Source organism: Flavobacterium faecale (assembly GCF_003076455.1).
In the GTDB taxonomy this organism is placed as follows: Bacteria; Bacteroidota; Bacteroidia; order Flavobacteriales; family Flavobacteriaceae; genus Flavobacterium; species Flavobacterium faecale.
This window is the reverse complement of the sequence record NZ_CP020918.1, coordinates 4,535,027-4,557,712: the sequence shown is the minus strand read 5'-3', so window position 1 is coordinate 4,557,712 and position 22,686 is coordinate 4,535,027. Positions and strand designations below refer to the sequence as shown.

The 22,686-nt window shown below is 34.7% G+C and carries 21 protein-coding genes; 12 read left to right on the top strand and 9 right to left on the bottom strand.

From position 1 onward, the window contains the following. Positions 1 to 67: 67 nt before the first annotated feature. Positions 68 to 841: a nucleoside triphosphate pyrophosphohydrolase gene (gene mazG / locus FFWV33_RS18940; protein ID WP_108742349.1), complete on the top strand. Its 774-nt coding sequence runs from the start codon at positions 68 to 70 to the stop codon at positions 839 to 841. 34 nt (positions 842 to 875) lie between these two features. Beyond that, positions 876 to 1,661 (top strand): alpha/beta fold hydrolase, encoded by a 786-nt coding sequence (locus FFWV33_RS18935; RefSeq protein WP_108742348.1) that lies wholly within the window; start codon positions 876 to 878, stop codon positions 1,659 to 1,661. Between the two features lie 622 nt (positions 1,662 to 2,283). On the opposite strand, the gene purU is transcribed toward FFWV33_RS18935, so the two are convergent. Then, positions 2,284 to 3,138, bottom strand: a complete 855-nt coding sequence (gene purU, locus FFWV33_RS18925; RefSeq protein ID WP_108742346.1) for a formyltetrahydrofolate deformylase — start codon at positions 3,136 to 3,138, stop codon at positions 2,284 to 2,286. A 22-nt stretch (positions 3,139 to 3,160) separates the two neighbouring features. Then, positions 3,161 to 3,868: a DUF4197 domain-containing protein gene (locus tag FFWV33_RS18920; protein ID WP_108742345.1), complete on the bottom strand. Its 708-nt coding sequence runs from the start codon at positions 3,866 to 3,868 to the stop codon at positions 3,161 to 3,163. A 191-nt stretch (positions 3,869 to 4,059) separates the two neighbouring features. Here FFWV33_RS18920 and FFWV33_RS18915 point away from each other — a divergent pair, with 191 nt between their 5' ends. Beyond that, positions 4,060 to 4,551: a hypothetical protein gene (locus FFWV33_RS18915; protein ID WP_108742344.1), complete on the top strand. Its 492-nt coding sequence runs from the start codon at positions 4,060 to 4,062 to the stop codon at positions 4,549 to 4,551. 45 nt (positions 4,552 to 4,596) lie between these two features. On the opposite strand, the gene FFWV33_RS18910 is transcribed toward FFWV33_RS18915, so the two are convergent. Together FFWV33_RS18910 and FFWV33_RS18905 are read right to left on the bottom strand one after the other, a co-directional pair. Beyond that, positions 4,597 to 5,550, bottom strand: a complete 954-nt coding sequence (locus FFWV33_RS18910; RefSeq protein WP_108742343.1) for a TerC family protein — start codon at positions 5,548 to 5,550, stop codon at positions 4,597 to 4,599. Positions 5,551 to 5,688: 138 nt separating this feature from the next. Further along, positions 5,689 to 6,705, bottom strand: a complete 1,017-nt coding sequence (locus FFWV33_RS18905; protein WP_108742342.1) for a glutamine synthetase beta-grasp domain-containing protein — start codon at positions 6,703 to 6,705, stop codon at positions 5,689 to 5,691. A gap of 272 nt (positions 6,706 to 6,977) precedes the next feature. Between FFWV33_RS18905 and FFWV33_RS18900 the strand changes: the two genes are divergently transcribed. After that, entirely contained in the window at positions 6,978 to 9,167 is a 2,190-nt protein-coding gene (locus FFWV33_RS18900) for a glutamine synthetase III family protein (RefSeq protein WP_108742341.1), read from the top strand. A gap of 114 nt (positions 9,168 to 9,281) precedes the next feature. Here the strand turns inward: FFWV33_RS18900 and FFWV33_RS18895 are convergent, their stop codons facing one another. The 4 genes from FFWV33_RS18895 to FFWV33_RS18880 are packed head-to-tail and all read right to left on the bottom strand — an operon-like array spanning position 9,282 to position 12,200. After that, entirely contained in the window at positions 9,282 to 9,965 is a 684-nt protein-coding gene (locus tag FFWV33_RS18895; RefSeq protein ID WP_108742340.1) for an SDR family NAD(P)-dependent oxidoreductase, read from the bottom strand. Then, positions 9,962 to 10,240, bottom strand: a complete 279-nt coding sequence (locus FFWV33_RS18890) for a TIGR03643 family protein (protein ID WP_108742339.1) — start codon at positions 10,238 to 10,240, stop codon at positions 9,962 to 9,964. The genes FFWV33_RS18895 and FFWV33_RS18890 overlap by 4 nt, the downstream gene beginning before the upstream one ends. Then, positions 10,237 to 11,541: an ABC1 kinase family protein gene (locus FFWV33_RS18885; RefSeq protein WP_108742338.1), complete on the bottom strand. Its 1,305-nt coding sequence runs from the start codon at positions 11,539 to 11,541 to the stop codon at positions 10,237 to 10,239. The genes FFWV33_RS18890 and FFWV33_RS18885 overlap by 4 nt, the downstream gene beginning before the upstream one ends. Continuing rightward, positions 11,541 to 12,200 (bottom strand): TetR family transcriptional regulator C-terminal domain-containing protein, encoded by a 660-nt coding sequence (locus tag FFWV33_RS18880; RefSeq protein WP_108742337.1) that lies wholly within the window; start codon positions 12,198 to 12,200, stop codon positions 11,541 to 11,543. Before FFWV33_RS18880 ends, FFWV33_RS18885 begins: the two co-directional genes overlap by 1 nt. Positions 12,201 to 12,430: 230 nt before the next feature. Between FFWV33_RS18880 and FFWV33_RS18875 the strand changes: the two genes are divergently transcribed. From FFWV33_RS18875 to FFWV33_RS18845, 7 genes are all read left to right on the top strand, one after another. Beyond that, complete coding sequence (locus FFWV33_RS18875; RefSeq protein WP_108742336.1) at positions 12,431 to 13,690, top strand: NAD(P)/FAD-dependent oxidoreductase; 1,260 nt, start codon at positions 12,431 to 12,433, stop codon at positions 13,688 to 13,690. A gap of 228 nt (positions 13,691 to 13,918) precedes the next feature. Continuing rightward, a complete protein-coding gene (locus FFWV33_RS18870; protein ID WP_108742335.1) occupies positions 13,919 to 15,097 on the top strand; it encodes an AIR synthase related protein in 1,179 nt (392 codons plus the stop codon). Between the two features lie 76 nt (positions 15,098 to 15,173). Next, positions 15,174 to 15,542 (top strand): hypothetical protein, encoded by a 369-nt coding sequence (locus tag FFWV33_RS18865; protein WP_108742334.1) that lies wholly within the window; start codon positions 15,174 to 15,176, stop codon positions 15,540 to 15,542. A gap of 134 nt (positions 15,543 to 15,676) precedes the next feature. Further along, complete coding sequence (locus FFWV33_RS18860) at positions 15,677 to 15,910, top strand: DUF3820 family protein (RefSeq protein ID WP_108742333.1); 234 nt, start codon at positions 15,677 to 15,679, stop codon at positions 15,908 to 15,910. A 152-nt stretch (positions 15,911 to 16,062) separates the two neighbouring features. After that, a complete protein-coding gene (locus tag FFWV33_RS18855) occupies positions 16,063 to 17,676 on the top strand; it encodes a CTP synthase (protein ID WP_108742332.1) in 1,614 nt (537 codons plus the stop codon). Between the two features lie 68 nt (positions 17,677 to 17,744). Then, a complete protein-coding gene (gene yidC / locus FFWV33_RS18850; protein WP_108742331.1) occupies positions 17,745 to 19,640 on the top strand; it encodes a membrane protein insertase YidC in 1,896 nt (631 codons plus the stop codon). Between the two features lie 291 nt (positions 19,641 to 19,931). After that, on the top strand, positions 19,932 to 20,636 hold the full coding sequence (locus tag FFWV33_RS18845) for a toxin-antitoxin system YwqK family antitoxin (protein ID WP_108742330.1): 705 nt from the start codon (positions 19,932 to 19,934) through the stop codon (positions 20,634 to 20,636). A 39-nt stretch (positions 20,637 to 20,675) separates the two neighbouring features. On the opposite strand, the gene FFWV33_RS18840 is transcribed toward FFWV33_RS18845, so the two are convergent. Then, positions 20,676 to 21,206: a putative periplasmic lipoprotein gene (locus tag FFWV33_RS18840; RefSeq protein ID WP_108742329.1), complete on the bottom strand. Its 531-nt coding sequence runs from the start codon at positions 21,204 to 21,206 to the stop codon at positions 20,676 to 20,678. 284 nt (positions 21,207 to 21,490) lie between these two features. Here FFWV33_RS18840 and mnmA point away from each other — a divergent pair, with 284 nt between their 5' ends. After that, positions 21,491 to 22,678 carry a tRNA 2-thiouridine(34) synthase MnmA gene (gene mnmA, locus FFWV33_RS18835; protein WP_108742328.1) on the top strand — a complete coding sequence of 396 codons (1,188 nt, stop codon included), beginning with the start codon at positions 21,491 to 21,493 and terminating at the stop codon, positions 22,676 to 22,678. The last annotated feature ends 8 nt before the right edge of the window (positions 22,679 to 22,686 follow it).

The window sequence follows — 22,686 nt, the reverse complement described above, 5'->3', positions numbered from 1 at the left end:
TATAGATTGCAGGATTTATTATTTTTACACCTCAATACAGCAACAACAGATTAAATTTACTACCATTATGAATTCTAGAGAAAATCAATTACAAGCTTTTGATCGATTGTTGACTATCATGGATGAGTTACGCGCGCAATGCCCGTGGGACAAAAAGCAAACGATGCAAACGTTGCGCCATTTGACAATTGAAGAAACCTATGAGTTAGGTGATGCTATCTTGGATAATGATTTGGATGAAGTAAAAAAAGAGCTTGGAGATGTGCTCCTTCATATTGTTTTTTATGCTAAAATTGGTAGTGAAACCAATGATTTTGATATTGCCGATGTTTGTAATGAAATATGTGATAAACTGATTCATCGTCACCCACACATTTACAGTGATACGGTGGTAAAAGATGAAGAAGAGGTTAAGCAAAATTGGGAGAAACTCAAACTCAAAGAAGGGAAGAAATCGGTGCTTGAGGGCGTGCCAAAAAGTCTGCCTGCATTGGTAAAAGCGAGCCGAATTCAAGACAAGGTGAAAGCAGTTGGATTTGATTGGGATGAGCCGCATCAAGTGTGGGAGAAGGTGCAAGAGGAGTTAGAAGAATTGCAGGTTGAAGTGAAAGCAGGTGACCAAGATAAAATGGAAGCCGAATTTGGCGATGTATTGTTTTCGATGATTAATTATGCGCGATTTTTGAATATCAGCCCAGAAGATGCTTTGGAACGAACTAATAAAAAGTTTATAAAACGTTTTCAGTATTTAGAAAGTAAAGCAGGGGAACTAGGAAAACCTTTGATGGATATGACCTTGGCAGAAATGGATGTGTTTTGGAACGAAGCTAAAAAATTATAAGGATGATCAATTTTACTTTTAAATTACAATTAGCTTGTTAAGCTATACAATATATGAAAATAAGCAATCGCTCCAATGGGTAACATTTATTCATGGGGCTGGCGGCAGTTCGGCTATATGGTACAAGCAAATTAGAGATTTTCAAAAAGAATTTAATGTGCTGTTAATCGATTTAAGAGGGCATGGTAATTCGAAAACGAATGCGAAATCAATAGCTAAGTTCAGTTATAATTTTCCCAATTTAGCCAATGATATTTTGCCGGTCTTAGATTATTTAAAAATTGCAAAATCTCATTTTGTAGGCATCTCGTTGGGTACTATTTTGATTCGTCAATTGGCAGAAATGCATCCAGAGCGTATAAGTTCAATGATTATGGGAGGCGCTATCTTGAAAATGAATTTTAGATCTCAGCTGTTAATGAAATTGGGTAGTATATTCAAATATGTTTTGCCTTATTTGATTTTGTACCGTTTGTTTGCCTTTATTATCATGCCCAAAAAGAATCATAAAAGATCAAGGATCCTCTTTGTAAACGAGGCTAAAAAATTATACCAAAAAGAATTTATCAAATGGTTTAAACTTACTGCAGAGGTTAATCCATTGTTGAGGTACTTTCGACAAATAGAATTAAATATTCCTACTTTGTATGTTATGGGTGAGGAGGATTATATGTTTTTACCATCGGTACGAAATGTAGTTCGGTCACATGCAAAAACGGCAACCTTAGTCGTTGTGCCAGAGACTGGGCATGTGGTCAATGTAGAGCGACCAGGGGTGTTTAATTCAGTGGTGTTGTCTTACTTAAAGAAATTAGCCTAAAAAAAAATGCCGCCATTCACAGAACAGCGGCAATCTTTTAACTAACCAAAACCAAATAATAAATAACCAGTTTATTACACTACAAAGATGCATCAATAAGACGTGTAATGCTGTTAAAAATTAGTTAGTATTGTGTTGTTTTAACGTTAATAATTAGTGTGTTTTGATGGCGAATAAGTTGATTATGTTTTAAGGGTTTGATTTTTAATCACTGAGATTTTAGAAAGTACTCATTTTTATGTTTAGAGGCGATATCGTCTGTTGGTAAATCACAATTGTTATTGCTATTTCTATTTTCTTCGAATAAAATAATGTAGGAGTGCCTACTTCGAGCAAAAAAGCTACAAGGTCCAAATCAATATAATTTTGTTGAGTTGCGTGCATACAAGGGTGCGTTGCATAGTGAGCCAATGCAATAAAATAGAAAGTTTTGCGTATAGCTTTTCTTTTAAAAAAAAATCCAAAAAAAAAGCCGCTATTCATTGAATAGCGGCCATCTTTTAACTAACCAAAACCAAATAATAAATAACCAATTTATTATGTTACAAAGGTGCAACAGAAAAGCTTTTTGGCTTGTTAATATTTAGTTATTACTTTGTTTGATATTCGTTAATGTTTGTTTCTAATGAAAAACTACTGTCTTATTGCAGTAAGTCAAAATTTTGCGTTCTGCATGTAGGTTTATAGCGCGAGCGAGTACTGTTCTCTCTAGATCTTTACCTTTCATAATAAAATCTTCTACAGAGTTAACATGTGATACTCGGCTGATGTCTTGCTCGATAATTGGACCTTCATCCAACTCTTCGGTTACGTAGTGGCTTGTGGCTCCAATAATTTTTACACCTCGTTTGAAAGCCGAATGATACGGTTTTGCTCCCGGAAATGCAGGTAAGAAAGAGTGGTGGATATTAATGATTTTGTTTTCGTAAATACTAATCAGTTTTGGAGTAATGATTTGCATGTATCTTGCTAAAACAATAAAATTGATTTCGTATTGGGCCAACAATTCAATTTGTTTCTTTTCTCCTTCGATCTTATTATCTTTCGAAAAAGGGACATGGTAAAACGGAATATTAAATTGCTCGGCAATCGGGCGTAAGTCATCGTGATTACTTATGATTACGGGTATTTCTACATTTAATTCTCCAGAACTATGTCTTCCGAGGATATCGAATAAACAGTGTGTATATTTCGAAACAAAAATTGCCATTCTTGGTTTGGTGCCTTGGTTGTAAAACTCCCACGACATGTTGAATTGAGTGGCAATGGTGGAACTAAATTCTTCTCTAACAGAGGCTACGGTATGCTTAGAGTTACTAAGGTCGCACTCTAATCTCATAAAAAAGACATTTTGCTCAATAACAACGTTTTGGTCTAGGTATATAATATTTCCTTCTACTTGTACTATAAAATTAGTTACTGCAGCTACAATTCCTTTTTGATCGGAACAGTGAATAAGTAAGGTGAAATTTTGCATTTTTTTTGTTATCTAAGTATTCTTATTTTTTATCTTGAATGGCAAAAACACTTTTTAATAGAGTTGAGGTTCTTGCATTAAGGTTTGTTCTAATGTCTTTTTCTTCTACAGCAATCATTTTGAATACACCGCTCATCGCTTGATTGGTTACGTAATCATTCAAATCAGGATTTACTTTGGTTACCAAAGGGATGCTGTTGTATTTGGTAATGATATTGCTCCAAACTTTATCAGCTCCTACTTTGCTAAAAGAGTTTTTTACCACAGGATTGAATTTTGCATACAAAGCAGTTGTTGTAGTGTTTTCTAAATAAGCTGTAGCAGAGTTGTTGCTTCCCATCAAAATGCCAGTAGCGTCATTGAAAGACATGTTTTTAACTGCGCTTATAAATATAGGAGTAGCTTCTTTAACTGCATCTTCGGCAGCACGATTTATTGCTTTTAATCCTTCGTCTGCAAGTGAACTAAGGCCAATTTTACGCAAACCAGAGTCTACTTTTTGTAATTCTGCCGGTAGCAAAATCTTTACGGCTTCATTTTTATAGAAACCATCAGCTGCAGTCAATTTAGTTACTTGCTTCGTGATTCCGTTATTGAGTGCTTCTTTTAATCCTCCTGCAATGTCTAAGCCGGTTGTACCTTGATTTACGGGTAGTTGATTGGCGATTTGTTGCAATTCGGCACAGCTAGAGAAAGAAATTACAAGTAAAATTAAGAGGGCTTTTTTCATGATATAAAAATTATGTATTTGTCGATTATTAGAATTTAGCCAAAAATACTATTTTATTTGAAAACACTTGGCCTTCTAAGGATTTGTTTGCTCGAACTAGCTGTTCTATCTGTTTATAATGGAGTAGTTAGAAAAAGTTTGGCATAGTAAATGAATATAGCTTAAGAGATAAACATTAAAAAATAACTATCATGAAAAAAATAATTACTCTTTTTGCAATTGTGGGTTTGTTAAGCTTACAAAGTTGCACCGTTCAGGATAATCTAGATGCAGATACTATAAGCGAAGTTTTTGAAGTAACAAGGTCCTTTAATACTTCAAATAATTTTAGTACAGTTGTTGATTTAAATCCTTCTATTTTTGATTCAGATGTGGTATTGGTATACAGGTTGAGTGCTGTGTTTCAAGGACAGGATGTTTGGACACTCGTTCCAGAAAATTTTTACTTTGATAATGGTACATTAGATTTTGGATATCGATTTGATTTTACCAGAAATGACATAAATGTTTATATGGTTGGGAATAATTTGCAAAGTGTTTCAACAGATTTCAGAGTTAATCAAGTGCTGAGAATAGTAATAGTTCCGGGAAACTTCTCTATTGCAGTTGATAAAAATAATTATAACGAAGTTATAGCTGCTTTGAATGTCAAAGAGAAGGATATTCAAAAAATCGAATTTTAATCTTAAGCGTTTAAAATAAAAAAGAGAGCCAATAGCTCTCTTTTTTTATGCTTCAATTTCTCCTTTATTTTTAATTAACGAGACTGCAATACCGGCAATAAGTGCTAACGCTATAAATACTAGAGAACCCCATTCTGGAATGTGAATAAAATCATGAGCTAGCATTTTTATTCCCACAAAACTCAGAATTGCAATAAGGCTGTATTCAAGATAGCTAAAACGTTCGAGCATATTAGCTAGAAAAAAATACATGGAGCGCAAACCAAGAATGGCGAATATATTCGAACTAAATACTAAAAAAGGATCTGATGTAATGGCTAAGATTGCAGGTACACTATCCAATGCAAAAATTACATCCATAACTTCAATAACAATTAATGCTACAAATAGAGGTGTTGCCGCTGTGAGGTGACGTCTTTTTACAAAAAAATGTTCTCCTTCTATCTTTGTAGTAATGGGTGTTAATTTGCGTAAGTAGCGATAAACAAAAGATTTTTTTGGATTAAAAGTTTCTTCGTCTTCTTTTGAGAACAGCATTTTTATTGCAGTGTAGAGCAAGAAGGCTCCAAAAAGATAGGTTGTCCATGAAAACTTTTTGATAATCAATACACCAAAATAGATCATAGCACCTCTAAAAACGATAGCGCCAATGATTCCCCAAAACAATACACGGTGCTGGTACTTTTTGGGAATTTTAAAAGCAGCAAAAATTATTGCTATGACAAAAATGTTGTCAACACTCAAGGAGAGTTCGATTAAATAGCCAGTAATATATTTTATTGATGCAACAGCAGGTTTAAGCTGATCGGGATTTTCGACCAATTTTTGATCATACAACCAAAAAATAACGCCAGAAAAAATCAATGATAGCGCTACCCAAATAGCAGTCCATTTTCCGGCTTCTTTTGATGTTATTTCATGAGGCGTTTTGTTGAATACACCTAAGTCTAAGGCTAAGAAAGCCAAAATAGCACATATAAAACAGATCCATACAGTCATAATATATTGGTTTAATTACTGTTCAAAGATACTTTTTAGAATTTATTTTTTTCTTTCGAAAATGTTAAATCGAAATTAAGGTCAAAAAAAAATGCCTTCAATAAAATTGAAGGCATTTTTGTATGTATGAGATAGAAATTACAATGCAGATTTAACTGTTTTGATAATTCTAGCAGCAATTTTGTATGGATCACCGTTAGATGCTGGTCTTCTGTCTTCCAACCATCCTTTCCATCCTTTTTGTACAACCATCAAAGGAATACGGATAGAACATCCTCTATCTGAAATTCCGAAAGAGAAATCGTGGATAGATGCAGTTTCGTGCTTACCAGTTAAACGCTCTTCGTTATGTGCACCATAAACAGCAATATGCTCTTTAGTTACAGGACGGAAAGCTTCACATATTTTTTCAAAAGTCTCTCTTGAACCACATGTTCTTAAAACTTCGTTAGAGAAGTTAGCGTGCATACCTGAACCATTCCAGTCAGTATCACCAAGTGGTTTTGGGTGGTATTCAATATAGTAACCATGTTTCTCTGTCAAACGATCTAATAAGTATCTAGATACCCAAATTTCATCACCTGCTTTTTTAGCTCCTTTTGCAAACAATTGGTATTCCCATTGTCCTGCAGCAACTTCTTGGTTGATACCTTCAAAGTTTAAACCTGCATCAATACATAAGTCAGCATGCTCTTCAACTAATTTTCTTCCGTGTGTGTTTTTTCCACCTACAGAACAGTAGTACATTCCTTGTGGAGCTGGATAACCACCAATTGGGAAACCTAATGGTAATAAAGTTTTAGTATCCATGATGAAATATTCTTGTTCGAAACCAAACCAGAAATCGTCATTATCATCATCAATAGTAGCTCTACCGTTAGATGCGTGTGGTGTACCATCAGCATTCATAACTTCACACATAACTAAGTAACCATTGATACGTGCTGGATCTGGATAAATAGCAACTGGTACTAAAAGGCAATCAGATGAACCTCCTTCAGCTTGTCTAGTAGATGAACCGTCAAATGACCAGTTACCTATTTCTTCTAGAGTCCCTTGAAAATTTTCGTGTTCTTCAACCTTAGTTTTACTTCTTAAATTTTGAGTTGGTACGTAACCATCTAACCAAAGGTATTCTAATTTTATTTTAGCCATAATGTTGTATATATTTTATGATTTTTAAACATTGCGAAGATAAAGATTTTTTTTCAGTGGCAAAAATAAGGGGGTATTAAATGCGACGGAGTCATATATTATTTTGAAAATGGTAGTTTTTGGGGGGTATATTTTAGAAATCTTCATTTTGAGGTCTAAAAACAAATTATTTTGTAAAACAAGGTTCTTTTTGGTAATGTTTCTTATTGCTGTCATTGTTTGTTTGCTATCTTTGTGTATTTTATAGTATATTTTTGAAAAAAGCACTTTTTATGTCTACAATACGTTTTCAAGCTTTGAGAGAAGCATCATCAAGAAAGCCAGTTCATTTTGAAGAATCTGGTCGAAAATCAGCCCTTTTTGGAACCAATGTCTTTAATGAAAAGGCAATGAAGCAATATTTAACTTCTGATGCTTTCAAGGCAGTTCAAAGTGCTATTCAACATGGAACCAAAATTGATAGAAAACTAGCGGATTATATCGCTATGGGCATGAAGGAGTGGGCTTTGTATAAAGGAGTGACTCATTATACACACTGGTTTCAACCCTTAACGGGTGCTACCGCAGAAAAACACGATGCTTTTTTTGAAACATCTTTTGATGGTTCAGATCCTGTGGAGAAATTTGGAGGCGCACAATTGGTACAACAAGAGCCAGATGCTTCTAGTTTTCCGAACGGAGGGATACGTAATACCTTCGAAGCGCGAGGGTATACCGCTTGGGATCCTACTTCTCCTGCATTTATATTTGGTACTACTTTGTGTATTCCTACCGTTTTTATCTCGTATACGGGAGAAGCTTTAGATAATAAGATTCCATTACTTCGAGCTTTATCTGCCATCGATGAAGCGGCTACCGAGGTTTGTAAATATTTTGATAAAAATGTAAAAAAAGTAACTGCGACCTTAGGTTGGGAACAAGAATACTTTTTGATTGATAAAGCCTTAGCAGAATCTCGCCCGGACATCATGATGACCGGAAGAACGCTTTTAGGACACACCTCTGCCAAAGGGCAACAGTTAGACGATCATTATTTTGGAGCTATTCCTACACGTGCACTTGTGTATATGAGAGACTTGGAGCAGGAGTGTATGTTGCTTGGCATTCCGGTGAAAACACGTCACAATGAAGTAGCGCCAAACCAGTTCGAATTTGCGCCTATTTTCGAAGAAACCAATTTGGCAGTTGATCACAATTGCTTATTGATGGATGTGATGCAAAAGGTTGCCGAAAGACATTATTTTAAAGTTTTGTTACACGAAAAACCTTTTAAAGGTGTAAATGGTTCGGGTAAACACAACAACTGGTCTCTTGCTACCGACACGGGTATCAATTTGTTGAGTCCAAGTAAAACGCCGATGACCAATTTGCAGTTTTTAACTTTCTTCATCAATACGATCAAGGCGGTTAATGACTATGAATCGTTGTTAAGATCGTCAATTGCTACGGCTAGTAATGATCATCGATTGGGAGCAAATGAGGCTCCACCAGCAATAATATCTGTTTTTATTGGTCAGCAATTAACCAAGGTTTTGGACGAATTGAAAGAGGTGACCAAAGGAAAATTGTCTCCTGAAGAAAAGACAGATTTGAAATTGAATGTAGTTGGTAAAATTCCAGAGGTGATTTTGGATAATACAGATAGAAATAGAACGTCACCATTTGCATTTACAGGGAATAAATTTGAATTTCGTGCCGTTGGATCGTCTGCAAATTGTTCTAATGCAATGACCACGCTAAATACGATGGTGGCAAAACAATTAAAGGATTTTAAAATCGAAGTAGATTCATTAATCGATGCCAAAGCCATGAAAAAAGATGACGCCATCTTTAATGTCTTGCGTGAATACATCAAAAAATTAAAGAAGATTCTTTTTGAAGGCGATGGTTATAGCCAAGCTTGGGAAGAGGAAGCTGCAAAAAGAGGGTTGAGTAATTTTAAAACAACTCCCGAAGCTTTAAAAGCTAGGATTTCAAAACAGGCAATGGAATTGTTTTCGGAAATGGGAATCATGAACCAAATCGAACTTGAAGCGCGTTACGAAATAGAGTTGGAAGAATATGCTAAAAAAATTCAGATCGAAGGTCGTGTTTTAGGTGATATCGCTACGAATCATGTGATTCCGACTGCTATTCGATATCAAAATACGTTGATCGAAAATGTCAAAGGATTAAAAGATATTTTTGGAGCAGAATTTGAATCGATTGCCAAGGAGCAAATTATATTGATAAAAACCATTTCGAAACATATCGAAGGAATTAATTCGAAAGTAGGTGAAATGACCGAAGAGAGAAAATCGGCGAATGGTTTGAAAGATGCGCAATTAATAGCTGAAGCTTACTGCGAAAAAGTGAAACCCTATTTTGATGTGATTCGTGAGCACTGTGATAAATTAGAACTTTTGGTTGATAATGAATTGTGGACCTTAACAAAATATAGAGAATTATTGCTTACTAAATAGCGTATTGTTTTTAAATCAAAAATGCTTGTCAATAATGTATTGACAAGCATTTTTTTTTGTTTTTAAAAATCAAAAGTTTTTTTGACTAAAAAAGGAAAATAAACGTGGTACAGTTTAAAGTTTGAATGAAACAATCCCGTAATCCATTGGGATTATTTGACCAGACATTGATTGTGCTTGGTCTGAAATTAAGAAGTTGGCCATCGACGCAACTTCTTCAGTGTTTAAGTACCCTTTCATCGGGTGACGTTCGATCATGTTTTCTTTCATGCGATCGTTGCGTAATATAGTTGAGGCAAGGCTTGTATCTGTGATTGTAGGCGCAATTCCGTTCACGCGAATCGTTGGCGCTAATTCTGCTCCCAATGATTTTACCAATCCTTCAATTGCAGCTTTAGACGCAGCAACACTAGCGTGATAAGGCATACCTAGTTTTACAGCAACAGTACTAAATAATAATATGGATGGCTTATTGCCTTTTTTGAGCGCTGGTAAGTATTTTTGAATGGCTTTTACAGCACCAATTACGTTGACTTCAAAATCATGTCTAAAATCGTCTAGACTTAAACTACTAATCGGTTTTAGATTAATAGTTCCTGGGCAATAAATAAGGGTGTCGATACTATCTATTTCAGGTAATTCATCGGTACTAATGTCTATAGTATGGTGCGTTAAATTAGTATGAGTAACCTCTGGCGCGGTTCTACTTAGATTGATGATTGTATTGGTATCGATTTGTTGTTCTAGAATCGCTTTTCCTATTCCTTTACTTCCTCCAATTATTAGGATGTTTTTCATCTTTTTGATATTTTATTTAAGGTAATCTGTCTTTGTCTACTGCATTTAAATCGGCCTTCCATAAAGGTTCTTAATTTGGCATGCTTGGTTTTACGTCCTTGTACACGTGCTCTCCAGCGCTTAAAGCTAGACGGCTTCAATTCTTGGCGCATGTGGTTGATTACTTCCTGCTCTTTTAATCCAAATTGCATAAAAATGGCTTCAAAAGTAGTTCTGTCTTCCCACGCCATTTCGATTATGCGGTCACTTTCTAATGGAGTTAATTCAATACTCATCGTGCTAAAGTTTTATATTGGTTAACATTGATTTTTGATTTTAAATCGAATAGTAAATTGTACAATCCGAAAAAGGTGCGGTTCATATAAATGAAATGTTTAGATCCGCGACTACCATTCATTTTTTTCAAATTGGTATCTTTTGCAAAACGTTCTCCCAATTGAGCAATTTTTCCGAAAAATATTCCATCCGAAAAATCAAAAGTCTCTCCCTGAAAAGGTTCTGTGAATAAAGACAGAAGGTCATAAAACATTTTAGTGAAATATTCTTTCTCTTCTTTAGTATCTTCGGGTTTAATGATTTCTAATAAAGTTAGTTTAGCTTCAAAAATTACGGGATCGTTAATTATTTTAGGATCGACCAATTCAAAGTACGGAGTGTAAAACGAATCTGGAATAATTTTCATGCAACCAAAATCAAGTGCAATAAGTTTATTCTCTTTACTGATAAGAAAATTTCCAGGATGCGGATCAGCATGTACTTTTTTAAGAATATGCAATTGAAACATATAAAAATCCCATAATGCCTGTCCAACTTGATTAGCAACTTCAGGGTTGGTGTTTTTAAATTCAGATACATGAACGCCGTCCATCCAATCCATTGTCAAAATTTTATCCGTAGAATATTCAGGATAATATTGTGGCATGATCAAATTTGGTATGTGGCTGCAAGCAGCTTCAACCTCTTGACTTTGTTTGAGTTCTAACTTATAGTCCGTTTCTTCGATTAATTTATCTTCAACTTCTTTAAAGTACTTATCAGAATCTTTTCCTTGTAAGTTAAACATTCGAATCGCTACAGGTTTTACCATTGCCAAATCAGAAGAGATGCTGTTGGCAACCCCGGGATATTGGATTTTCACGGCCAATTTTTTACCATTTTTGGTAGCTTGATGCACTTGACCAATACTTGCAGCGTTTACAGAATTGGCATTGAAATCATCAAATATTTCATTGGGATTTTTACCTAAACTATTTTTAAACGTTTTTAAAACTAAGGGTGCAGAGAGTGGTGGCACAGAAAATTGAGACAAAGAGAATTTTTCTACATAAGCTTGCGGTAAAAAATTCTTGTCCATGCTCAACATTTGAGCTACTTTCAAGGCACTTCCTTTTAGATCTTTTAGTCCGTCATAAATGTCTGCCGCGTTACTTTCGTTCAATTTATCTTTCGTCAAATCAGAATTAACGATTTTTTCTCCGTAGTATTTTATGTAGTTCACGCCAATTTTTGCTCCAGTTTGGACCAGTTTTGTAGCGCGTTCAATTTTTGATGTGGGGATGCTGTCTAGTGTCTTCATTACATTTTTTGTGTTTTTTCTTTAAAAAGAAATTTGCCAAAATCTATCAAACTATCAAGTGGTGCAACGTTTATAAGTTCAAAGCTTAGTTTCACCGATTTTTCGATATAAATATCTGTCTTTTCAAAAGCTGCTGAATCATCGTCCATCCAAAATTTCATCGTAAATAGAAACTGAATCCAGGCACTTTCTTGCAATCCTTTCAATTGAATTTTTTGAATTTTTTCTTGTTTAAGTAAATAATTATCATCTAAAATTTCGCCGAAATAATTTTTAAAGTCTGTGCGTAGCGGTGCCAATTGTGACATGTTTTTCAACATGTTCTTGTGTTCTTTCAAAGTAAGAAGCACGTAAGAACGGTTCATTGTCAACATTTCGAAAAATGTAAAATAAAAACTTAACAATTTGTTTTTAGTTTCATATTCGTGGTAGGCTGGGTCTTTTGCAATTAAATCAACAGTTTTAGAGAAAAACAAACCGAAAATAGCTTTGTCAACAGCTTCTAGGGTTCCGAATTCTTTATAAAAGTCAGCTTCGGTGATATGGTTTGCCTTCGCAAAGAGATAAACTGAATCTGGTTTTTTGCTGTTTTCTAAAGTGTAATCCATATACATGGAAATAATTCCTTCTCTGTCTGTTGTACTATTTTGAGTTGTCATAACAATAAATGTTTAATTGATGATGTAAAGATAGGTAATGTTTAACTATTAATCAAAAAGGTTAAACAAAATATTTGTTAATATTTTTATCTAAGTTGTTTTGCTCCTTAAAGATACAATCTAATTTTGTGATAGCTGCTGAATAAACTTACTTAATATCAATTTATTTTTTGTTGTACTTTGCTACGCTATAGCTTATATTTGTTACAGATATAAGGTAGAAAGTTGTGATGAAAAAAGAAGAGTACAAAATATATATTGTAGGTGCGGGAATTAGCGGACTTATAGCTGCGAGAGTTCTGGAGGAAAATGGTTTTTGTCCCACTATTATTGAAGCTACCGATCAAGTAGGAGGTCGTGTAAAGACGGATACTATAGACGGATATCAATTAGACCACGGTTTTCAGGTGCTATTGACAGCATATCCTGCAGTTCAAAAATATTTAAACAGTGCCGATTTAGATTTGCAGTATTTGTTGCCTGGTGCAACTATTTTTAAAAATGGTGTACAGAAAACACTTGGTGATCCCTTGCGTGCCATTTCGTTATTGTTTCCAACGCTTTTTTCAGGAATTGGCTCGCTTTCGGATAAGATTAAAATTCTGAAACTGAATTTACTACTAAAGAAGACTAATTTAGACGTGATTTTTGCTAAGCCAGAGAAAACTACTTTGCAATATTTAAAAGATTTTGGTTTTTCAGACGAAATTATAACTACGTTTTTTAAACCTTTTTTTGCAGGCATCTTTTTAGAACCATCGCTACAAACCTCTAGTCGAATGTTTGAATTTGTATATAAAATGTTTGGCGAAGGTTCGGCTGCGCTACCCAAAGCGGGTATGGAGGTTATCCCAATTCAAATAAAAGCTAATTTGAAGCAGACTGCTTTCCTTTTTAATACCAAAGTTTCTTCTGTACAAGATGGAAAAATAACACTTGAAAATGGAGAAGTATTAAATAGTGACTATGTGATACTTGCAACAGAGAAAAACGATTTAATCAAAAATGATCTCGATAATAAAGTAGATTGGAAATCCTGTGAAACATTTTATTTTGTAACAGAAAAAGCGGTTTTATCCAGACCTATTATTGGTTTAGTAGCTGACAAAGACGCTTTGGTAAATAATATTTTTTACCACACTAGTGTCGCTACAAAATCCTCTGGAGCCAAAGATTTGTTATCTGTAACGGTGGTAAAAGATCATGGTTTAACATCAGAAAATTTAAGAATTCAAGTAGAAGAAGAACTCAAACAATACTGTGGTATTAATGATTTACGATTTATAAAACAATATTCGATCATAAAAGCATTACCAAATTTAGAAAACTTGAAATACGAGATGGAGCCTTTAGAAACAATGTTGTCAAAAGGAATTTTTGTCGCTGGCGATACGTTATTGAATGGTTCGTTAAATGCTGCAATGATTTCAGGCGAAAGAGCAGCGTTAGGAGTTGTACAAGCGATTTTAAACGATGTTAATGAGTTGTAATTTATAGATCGAAAAATTCTTGTACCTGTTAATAAGGAAGGATTGAAGAATTTTAACTAGTTCAGGATCCTATTTTCTTATCAATATTAGGTACAATTGTTAATAATCTCAATTATAAATAGTCTTTCTGTAGAAGCATATGCTAATTCTACAATAAAAAATCTATAAATTTTTTTATCTTTGCGCACGCAAACAAGTTGGTCAAAACCATTTACACAACAACAATTCATGAGTTCAGATACTTCAAAAAGATATGCCCTTCGTGGGGTTTCAGCGTCCAAAGAAGATGTTCATAACGCGATAAAAAACATAGATAAAGGATTATTTCCACAAGCATTTTGCAAAATTGTACCTGATTATTTGACTCAGGACGAGAATTATTGCTTGATTATGCATGCCGATGGAGCAGGAACAAAATCCTCTTTAGCGTATATGTATTGGAAAGAAACTGGTGATTTATCGGTATGGAAAGGGATTGCTCAAGATGCCTTGATCATGAATATTGACGATTTATTGTGTGTTGGGGCAACTGATAATATTTTGCTTTCGTCAACAATTGGTCGAAATAAAAATTTGATTCCAGCTGAAGTTATTTCTGCTATTATCAATGGAACCGAAGAATTAATTAAAGAATTAGATTCTTTTGGCGTAACCATACATTCTACTGGTGGAGAAACTGCCGATGTGGGTGATATCGTTCGTACTATAATTGTAGACTCTACGGTTACAGCGCGCATGCCACGTAGCAAAGTTATTGACAATGCCAATATCAAAGCAGGTGATGTTATTGTAGGTTTGGCTTCATTCGGTCAAGCTTCTTATGAAAAAGGATACAATGGTGGAATGGGTAGTAACGGCTTAACGTCTGCTCGTCATGATGTTTTTGAAAAATATTTGGCTACAAAATACCCAGAAAGTTTTGACGCTGCTGTTCCAGATGATTTAATTTATTCAGGACAAGTGAAATTGACCGATGCGGTGGAGAATTCTCCCATCGATGCAGGACAATTGGTGCTTTCGCCAACACGTACCTATGCACCGATTATTAAAACTATTTTAGATAAATACAATTCAGAGGATATTCACGGAATGGTGCACTGTAGTGGTGGAGCGCAAACGAAAATCTTGCATTTTGTGAATGATTTGCATATTATAAAGGATAATTTGTTTCCAGTACCACCATTATTTCAATTGATTCAGGAGCAATCCAAAACCGATTGGAAAGAGATGTACCAAGTATTTAACTGCGGTCACCGTATGGAAATTTACGTTCCCGAAGCAGTAGCGCAAGATATAATTGCAATTTCAAAATCGTTCAATGTTGTAGCTCAAATCGTAGGTAGAGTAGAGGCAGCTGATACTAAGAAATTAACAATTACCAGCGAATACGGTACTTTCGAGTATTAAAAGATAGTTTCTAAGATTCTAAGTGGCTAAGTAACTTAGAATCTTGGCAACTTAGAACCTTAGCAACTTAAAAAATATGTACGAACTCGTTTTTTGGCAATATCAAGAAGAAATATATCTCAATCATCAACTGGTTTATGAAGCTCTAGTTGACGGCGAAGCTGTCGAAGGATTAGAAGTGCTTCCGATCCAAGTAATTCGCAATAGAATTAGTTCCGTTTTCTCAGATTGGGAAAAAGTAGATGAAGACAGTTGGCAAAACCCAAAAGGGAAAGGTGCTTTTCAAGTAAAATCGACTCCAGAAAGTATCTCTATTGACTGCTACGGTACGCAAGGAAAAACCATGGATAAACTAGTAAGTATTATGGAAGAGTTTAAATGTCCGTTGTTTGATCCACAAATTCCAGCTCGTTATGATGAGTTTTACGAAGACGAAGACGAATAGTAACCTAAATTAGGTTCTTACTATAAAAATATTTTTATAAATCTAGAAGATCAAGTTATTTTGGTCTTCTATTTTTTTTTACTGATGTCGCAGTTCTGACTCAGTGGTCAACGGCATTTTAATAGAATAAAAAGATGAACGATAATCAAGAGCAGCTTATCAAATTGGCGCACACCAAAATGCCTTTTGGTAAATATGAAGGTCGGTTTTTAATCGATTTGCCCGAGTTTTATGTGGTTTGGTACCACAATAAGGGTTTTCCAAAGGGGGAGTTGGGACAACAACTAGCGCTTATTTATGAATTAAAACTAAATGGTTTAGAAGATTTAATTCGAAATATAAAAAAAAGGTATCCTAAACCTCGCTAAAACCTATTGTAAATCATCAATTTGTAGTAAAAACAAACGGTCTGCAAGAGGTTTAATTTTATGAATTATCTCTTTTTTAAATTAGTATAATCCCAATATATAATCGTATTTTTGCATCGTTTTTTAGACAATTATACACAAATCATAACATAATGAATCAAACGAAATATATTTTTGTTACCGGTGGTGTGACTTCTTCTTTAGGAAAAGGAATTATCGCAGCATCATTAGCAAAATTGTTACAAGCAAGAGGATATAGAACAACTATTCAAAAGTTTGACCCGTATTTGAACGTGGATCCAGGGACATTAAACCCATATGAGCACGGAGAATGTTATGTGACTGATGATGGTGCAGAAACAGATTTGGATTTGGGACACTATGAGCGTTTCTTGAACGTTCCTACATCTCAGGCTAATAACGTTACTACAGGTAGAATTTATCTTTCGGTTATTGAAAAAGAGAGAAGAGGAGAGTTTCTAGGAAAAACAGTTCAAGTTGTTCCTCATATTACCAACGAAATCAAAGATAGAATGCAATTGCTTGGTAAGTCAGGTGATTATGATATTGTGATTACAGAAATTGGTGGTACCGTTGGGGATATTGAATCCTTACCTTATATAGAGTCTGTTCGTCAACTTGTTTGGGATATGGGCGAGAACAACGCAATTGTTATTCACTTAACCTTAGTTCCTTATTTGGCTGCTGCAGGGGAATTGAAAACAAAACCAACACAACACTCTGTAAAAACATTGATGGAAAGCGGAATCAAAGCTGATATCTTGGTTTGTAGAACAGAGCATGAAATCTCTGATGAGATCAGAAACAAATTGGCTTTGTTTTGCAATGTAAAAAGAGAAGCGGTTATTCAATCTATTGATGCTTCTACTATATATGAAGTCCCAAATTTAATGCTTGAAGAAGGATTGGATATTGTGGCTTTGAAAAAACTAGATTTACCTAAAAAAGCGGCTCCAGATTTAAAAACATGGAACACTTTCTTAAAAAGAATAAAAAATCCAAAACACACCATTAATATTGGTTTGATCGGGAAGTATGTAGAAATGCAAGATTGTTACAAATCAATTTTGGAAGCGTTTATACATGCAGGTGCTGCAAATGAAACTAAAGTAAATGTGGTTTCTATCCACTCAGAATATATTGACGAACATAATATCGCTGAAAAATTTGCAGGCTTAGATGGTATTCTTGTTGCGCCAGGTTTTGGTGAAAGAGGTATCGAAGGAAAGATCGCTGCTGTGCGTTATGCCCGTGAAAATGATATGCCGTTTTTCGGAATTTGTTTGGGTATGCAAATGTCAGTTATTGAATATTCTCGAAATGTATTGGGATTGAAAGATGCCAATTCTACAGAGATGAATCCAGAAACTACAAATGCAGTAGTGAATTTGATGGAAAGTCAGAAAAACGTAACCGAAAAAGGGGGTACAATGCGTCTAGGTGCATGGAAATGTGAAATCAAACCAGATACTTTGGCTTACAAGATATATGGACAAACTGCTATATCTGAGCGTCACCGTCACCGTTATGAATTTAATAACGAGTATTTGGATGCGCTTGAAGGTGCAGGTTTGAAAGCATCGGGAGTAAATCCTGATACTGGATTGGTAGAAATTGTCGAAATTGAAAACCACCCATTCTTTATCGGTGTGCAATACCACCCAGAATACAAAAGTACGGTTGTGAATCCACACCCACTTTTTGTGAATTTCGTATCGGCAGCAGTACAATCAAAAAAGAAATAATGACCAAAACTTCCGTTTCTATTATTGGAAACGGAATTTTTATATTTTAAACATTTTTAAAAATTATAATGGAAGAAAAAAAATTTGACCCCAATTCGTTAATCGGTTTTATATTGATATTTGGTATTTTAATTTGGATTATGTACCAAAATAAACCAAATGAAGCCGAAATCGCTGCCGAAAAAGCACAAAAAGAGTTGGTTACCAAGCAAGCAGTAAAGACTAAAGAAGTAGCCAAAACCATTACATTGGCGGCTGCTGCACCTGGAGATACTTTGCAAATGGCAAAACTACAAAAGTCTTTAGGTGGATTTGCTTATTCAGCAACACTTCCTTCAGCAAACGAGTCTTTTACTACTATCGAAAATAAATTGGTTACACTTAAAATCGCTAACAAAGGTGGTTATATTGTAGAAGCCTCTTTAAAAGATTTCACTAGATTTTCAAAAGATTCTGGTCAATTGGTAGAATTGATTAAGGATAACAATTCGAATTTAAATATTCAATTGCAAACCAAAGACAATCATACTTTAAACACCAAAGATTTGTTTTTTGAGCCTACTCTAACCAAAAATGGAGAAGATCAAATTCTTTCTATGCGTTTAAAATCAGCAGACAATGCGTATTTAGAATTTAAATATGTATTGAAAGCAGATAACTACATGTTGGATTTCGAAATTCAATCACAAGGATTAAATAATACTTTGGTTAGTAATAAGCCATTGAACTTGGAGTGGGATTTGAAAACCTATGCTAATGAAAAAAGTATTACCTATGAAAACCGTTATGCCGAAATGTATTTTGAGTACGAAGATGGTAAAACAGATTATTTAGGTCAAGGAACTGACAAAACAGATAATCCAGAAAAGGTTTCTTATATCGCTTTCAAACAACACTTTTTCTCTTCTATCTTAATAAGTGACGAACCTTTTGCTTCTGCAGAATTGTATTCGAATAACTTAGTAAAAGACCAAGAAGTTGATACTATTTTCACCAAACAATTTAAGGCTACTGTACCATTGGCTTTCAAAAACGGTGAAATAGATCAGAAAATGAATTGGTACTTTGGTCCAACGGATTATACCTTATTAAAATCATACGACAAAAACCTTGAGGCTATCGTGCCATTGGGTTGGGGGATATTTGGTTTTATCAACCGTCACGCATTCATTCCTTTATACGGGTTCTTGAGCGCTTTCATGGAGCACGGATGGGCAATTATCTTGTTTACAATCTTAATCAAATTATTAATGTCTCCGGTTACATATAAATCGTTTTTGTCACAAGCAAAAATGAAAGTATTGAAGCCAGAAATTGCAGAATTGGGTGAGAAATACAGTAAAGACCCAATGAAGAAACAGCAAGAAACAATGAAGTTATACAACAAAGCCGGGGTCAATCCTATGGCAGGTTGTATACCTGGATTACTGCAAATGCCAGTATTCTATGCCTTGTTTCAATTCTTCCCGTCAGCTATTGGGTTAAGACAAAAACCATTTTTATGGGCAAAAGATTTGTCTTCATTCGATTCTGTTTACGAGTTACCATTCCATATTCCAGCGTACGGAAATCACATTAGTTTGTTCCCGATTTTAGCTTCTATCGCTATTTTCTTTTATATGAAATTAACAACAGGAGACCAACAAATGGCTACTCCAACGCAAGAAGGAATGCCGGATATGGCCAAAATGATGAAAATCATGATTTACGTATCGCCATTGATGATGTTGTTTTTCTTTAACAGTTATGCATCAGGATTGAGTTTGTACTATTTTATTTCCAACCTAATCTCTATCGGATTGTTATTGGTGATTAAGAATTACATTGTGGACGAAGATAAAATTCACGCTCAAATTCAAGAAAACAAAAAGAAAGAGCCTAAGAAACCAGGTAAGTTCCAACAAAAATTACAAGAAGTAATGGAACAGCAAGAAGCTGCCAAGGCACAACAAAAAAAGAAATAATACAATCAAAAAAATCTCGTTCATTCGGGATTTTTTTGTTTTAGGGTGTGAAATAATTAATTTTAAGTTGCGTTATAAAGGGATGCATTTAGGGTGTCATCCAATTGGATGATCTCTTTTTTTATTAGGTCTAGGAAGTAGTTTTTCCCGTAGTTTCCGGATGTGCTTTCCTATTCCAGTGAAAAATAATTTTTTTCAATCCTGACTACTTTATATATCAGTGGCAAATAAGTTGTTATCAATACTATTTTATTATAAATTAGAAGTTATATATTTTCAATGCGAAAACCAATGAAAACAGTACAGAGAATTATTTTTTTATTTTTAATCGTAAATTTAAGTGTTAATGCACAAAACAACAATAAGTTAGATTCCAACGGAAAGAAAGACGGTTTGTGGAAGGGGTTTTACCAAGATTCAAAACGTCCTAAGTACGAAGGTACGTTTGCACATGGGCAAGAAGTAGGTTTGTTCCAATTTTTTGATGATACAAAAGTCGGTTCTGTTATTGCGACTCGTGATTTTAGTGCTGGTGACGGAAGCGCATACACCATATTTTACGATCAATCGAAAAATAAGGTGAGTGAAGGACGTGTTGTAAATAAACAATTTGAAGGATTATGGAAATATTACCACCAAGAATCAGCAGTGGTAATGACAACCGAAAACTACAAAAACGGAAAATTGAACGGCTTAAGAACTGTCTACTACTTAAGTGGAAAAGTGGCAGAAGAAACCCATTATAAAGATGGTTTAAAAGAAGGCCCATATAAAAAATATTCTGAGAATGATATTATTCTAGAATCGGCTTCGTTCAAAGCAGATCAGTACGACGGTGAAGCTATTTACAAGGAAGCTGATGGAAAAGTAGTCTCTCATGGAAAATTTTTAAACGGTAAAAAAGTGGGTATCTGGAAATTTTTCGAAAATGGAAAACTGCAAAAAGAAACTAATATGAGTGCACCATTGAATACAAATAAGGTCAAAGCTAAATAGATAAAGATTAAATATCTCAATTTTAATACTCTATCTATTTCATTTAACCCACTTATAATCACTGATATTCACGCCTACAAAACAGTCGTCCATGCAGTTTTTGGGAGTGTAACCGCATACATTCAAAAGTCCAGATGGCAAGGTGGTGAAAGTGATACTATTATTAGTTTCGTCCACTTTTAGATAATTAGTAGCGCACAAAGTATATATTTCGTCAATTGTAATGGTAGGAGCACCTTCCGTATGAGTTCCTAAGTTCTTTTCGTCTTCAAGATAGTATAAAGTAATAGTTTTGGTTCTTGAAGGTGAGTTGTCGATAGAGAATGATTCGTATTCCCTCGCTGTTACAATACCATTTTTAACGGTTAGTTGGGTTGTGTTACCATTTCCTGTAAAGGAGGTGAAATTGCTTTTGTAGGTATATGAATTTCCGTTTACCGCTTTTAATTCTGTCCACTTTGCTAAACTTTTACTGTAGTTCATCTCATTTGAGGGTTCTTGATCAATTGTTGAATTAGAACAAGAAGTAAGTAATCCCAATAGTGCAATACTAGCTATTATTTTTTTCATGGTAGAGGTTATTTTTATAATAGAGAATTTAATACGGAAAGGTTGCGTAGGTTTTTTACAATTTTATAAAAAAAATCTAGCTGTGTAATCAAGACTAAAGCTATCGGTCACTAAAGTTGTAGCTTTTCTATAATTTGAGACTAAAATAAGGTTTATTTTTAAAACGATTGTTTTAGTTCTATAGAAATAAATGTAATTTTTGAAGGCTTGGAATTAACAATAGTTAAACAAGATAACCATAAAAACATTGTATCTTTGCACCCTCATAAAAAATGCAGGAAATAATGAAACGTGTCGTAGTAGGTCTATCTGGAGGAGTTGATTCAAGTGTTGCAGCCTATCTTTTGCAGCAGCAAGGATATGAAGTAATTGGATTGTTCATGAAAAATTGGCACGACGATTCTGTTACCATTTCCAATGATTGCCCATGGTTGGAAGATAGTAATGATGCTCTGTTAGTAGCTGAAAAATTAGGTATTCCTTTCCAGACCGTAGATTTAAGCGAAGAATACAAAGAAAAAATTGTGGACTATATGTTCAACGAATACGAAAAAGGACGCACTCCAAATCCTGACGTACTTTGTAATCGCGAAATTAAATTTGACGTTTTTATGAAAATTGCAATGAGTCTTGGTGCTGATTATGTAGCAACAGGACATTATTGTCGTAAGTCTGAAATCGAGGTTAATGGCGAAACTGTTTACCAATTGCAAGCGGGAGCAGACAACAATAAAGATCAGTCTTATTTTCTTTGTCAATTATCACAACAGCAATTGGCAAAAGCTTTGTTTCCGATTGGTGAGTTGACCAAACCTGAGGTGCGCGAAATTGCGGCTGAAATGGAGCTAGTAACCGCTGAGAAAAAAGATTCGCAAGGACTTTGTTTTATTGGTAAAGTACGGCTTCCTGAGTTTTTACAACAAAAATTACAACCAAAAGACGGTGTTATAGTTCAAATTGACGCTGCCGATCCTATTTATAACCAAGATACTACAGAGGTTGGTTCTCCAGAAGAGGAGTTAATCAGTTCTTCAAACAAAACTTTATACAGTCCAACTATGGGTAAAGTGGTTGGAAAACACCAAGGTGCACATTATTTTACTGTGGGCCAACGTAAAGGTTTGAATGTTGGTGGAACAAAGGAAGCACTGTTTGTAATTGCTACAGATGTAGATACAAACACAATTTATACCGGAATGGGAGCACAGCATCCAGGTTTGTTCCGTTCTGCTTTGTTTGTAGAACAATCAGAGGTACACTGGATTCGCGAAGATTTACGTTTACACAACGGACAAACACGTGAGGTAATGGCACGCATTCGATACAGACAGCCACTTCAAAAAGCCACCCTACATCAATTAGAAAACGGAATGTACATCTCTTTTGACGAACCACAATCGGCAATTACCGAAGGGCAATTTGTAGCTTGGCATGAAGGGGAAGAGTTGTTAGGATCTGGTGTTATATCCTAAATATTTTT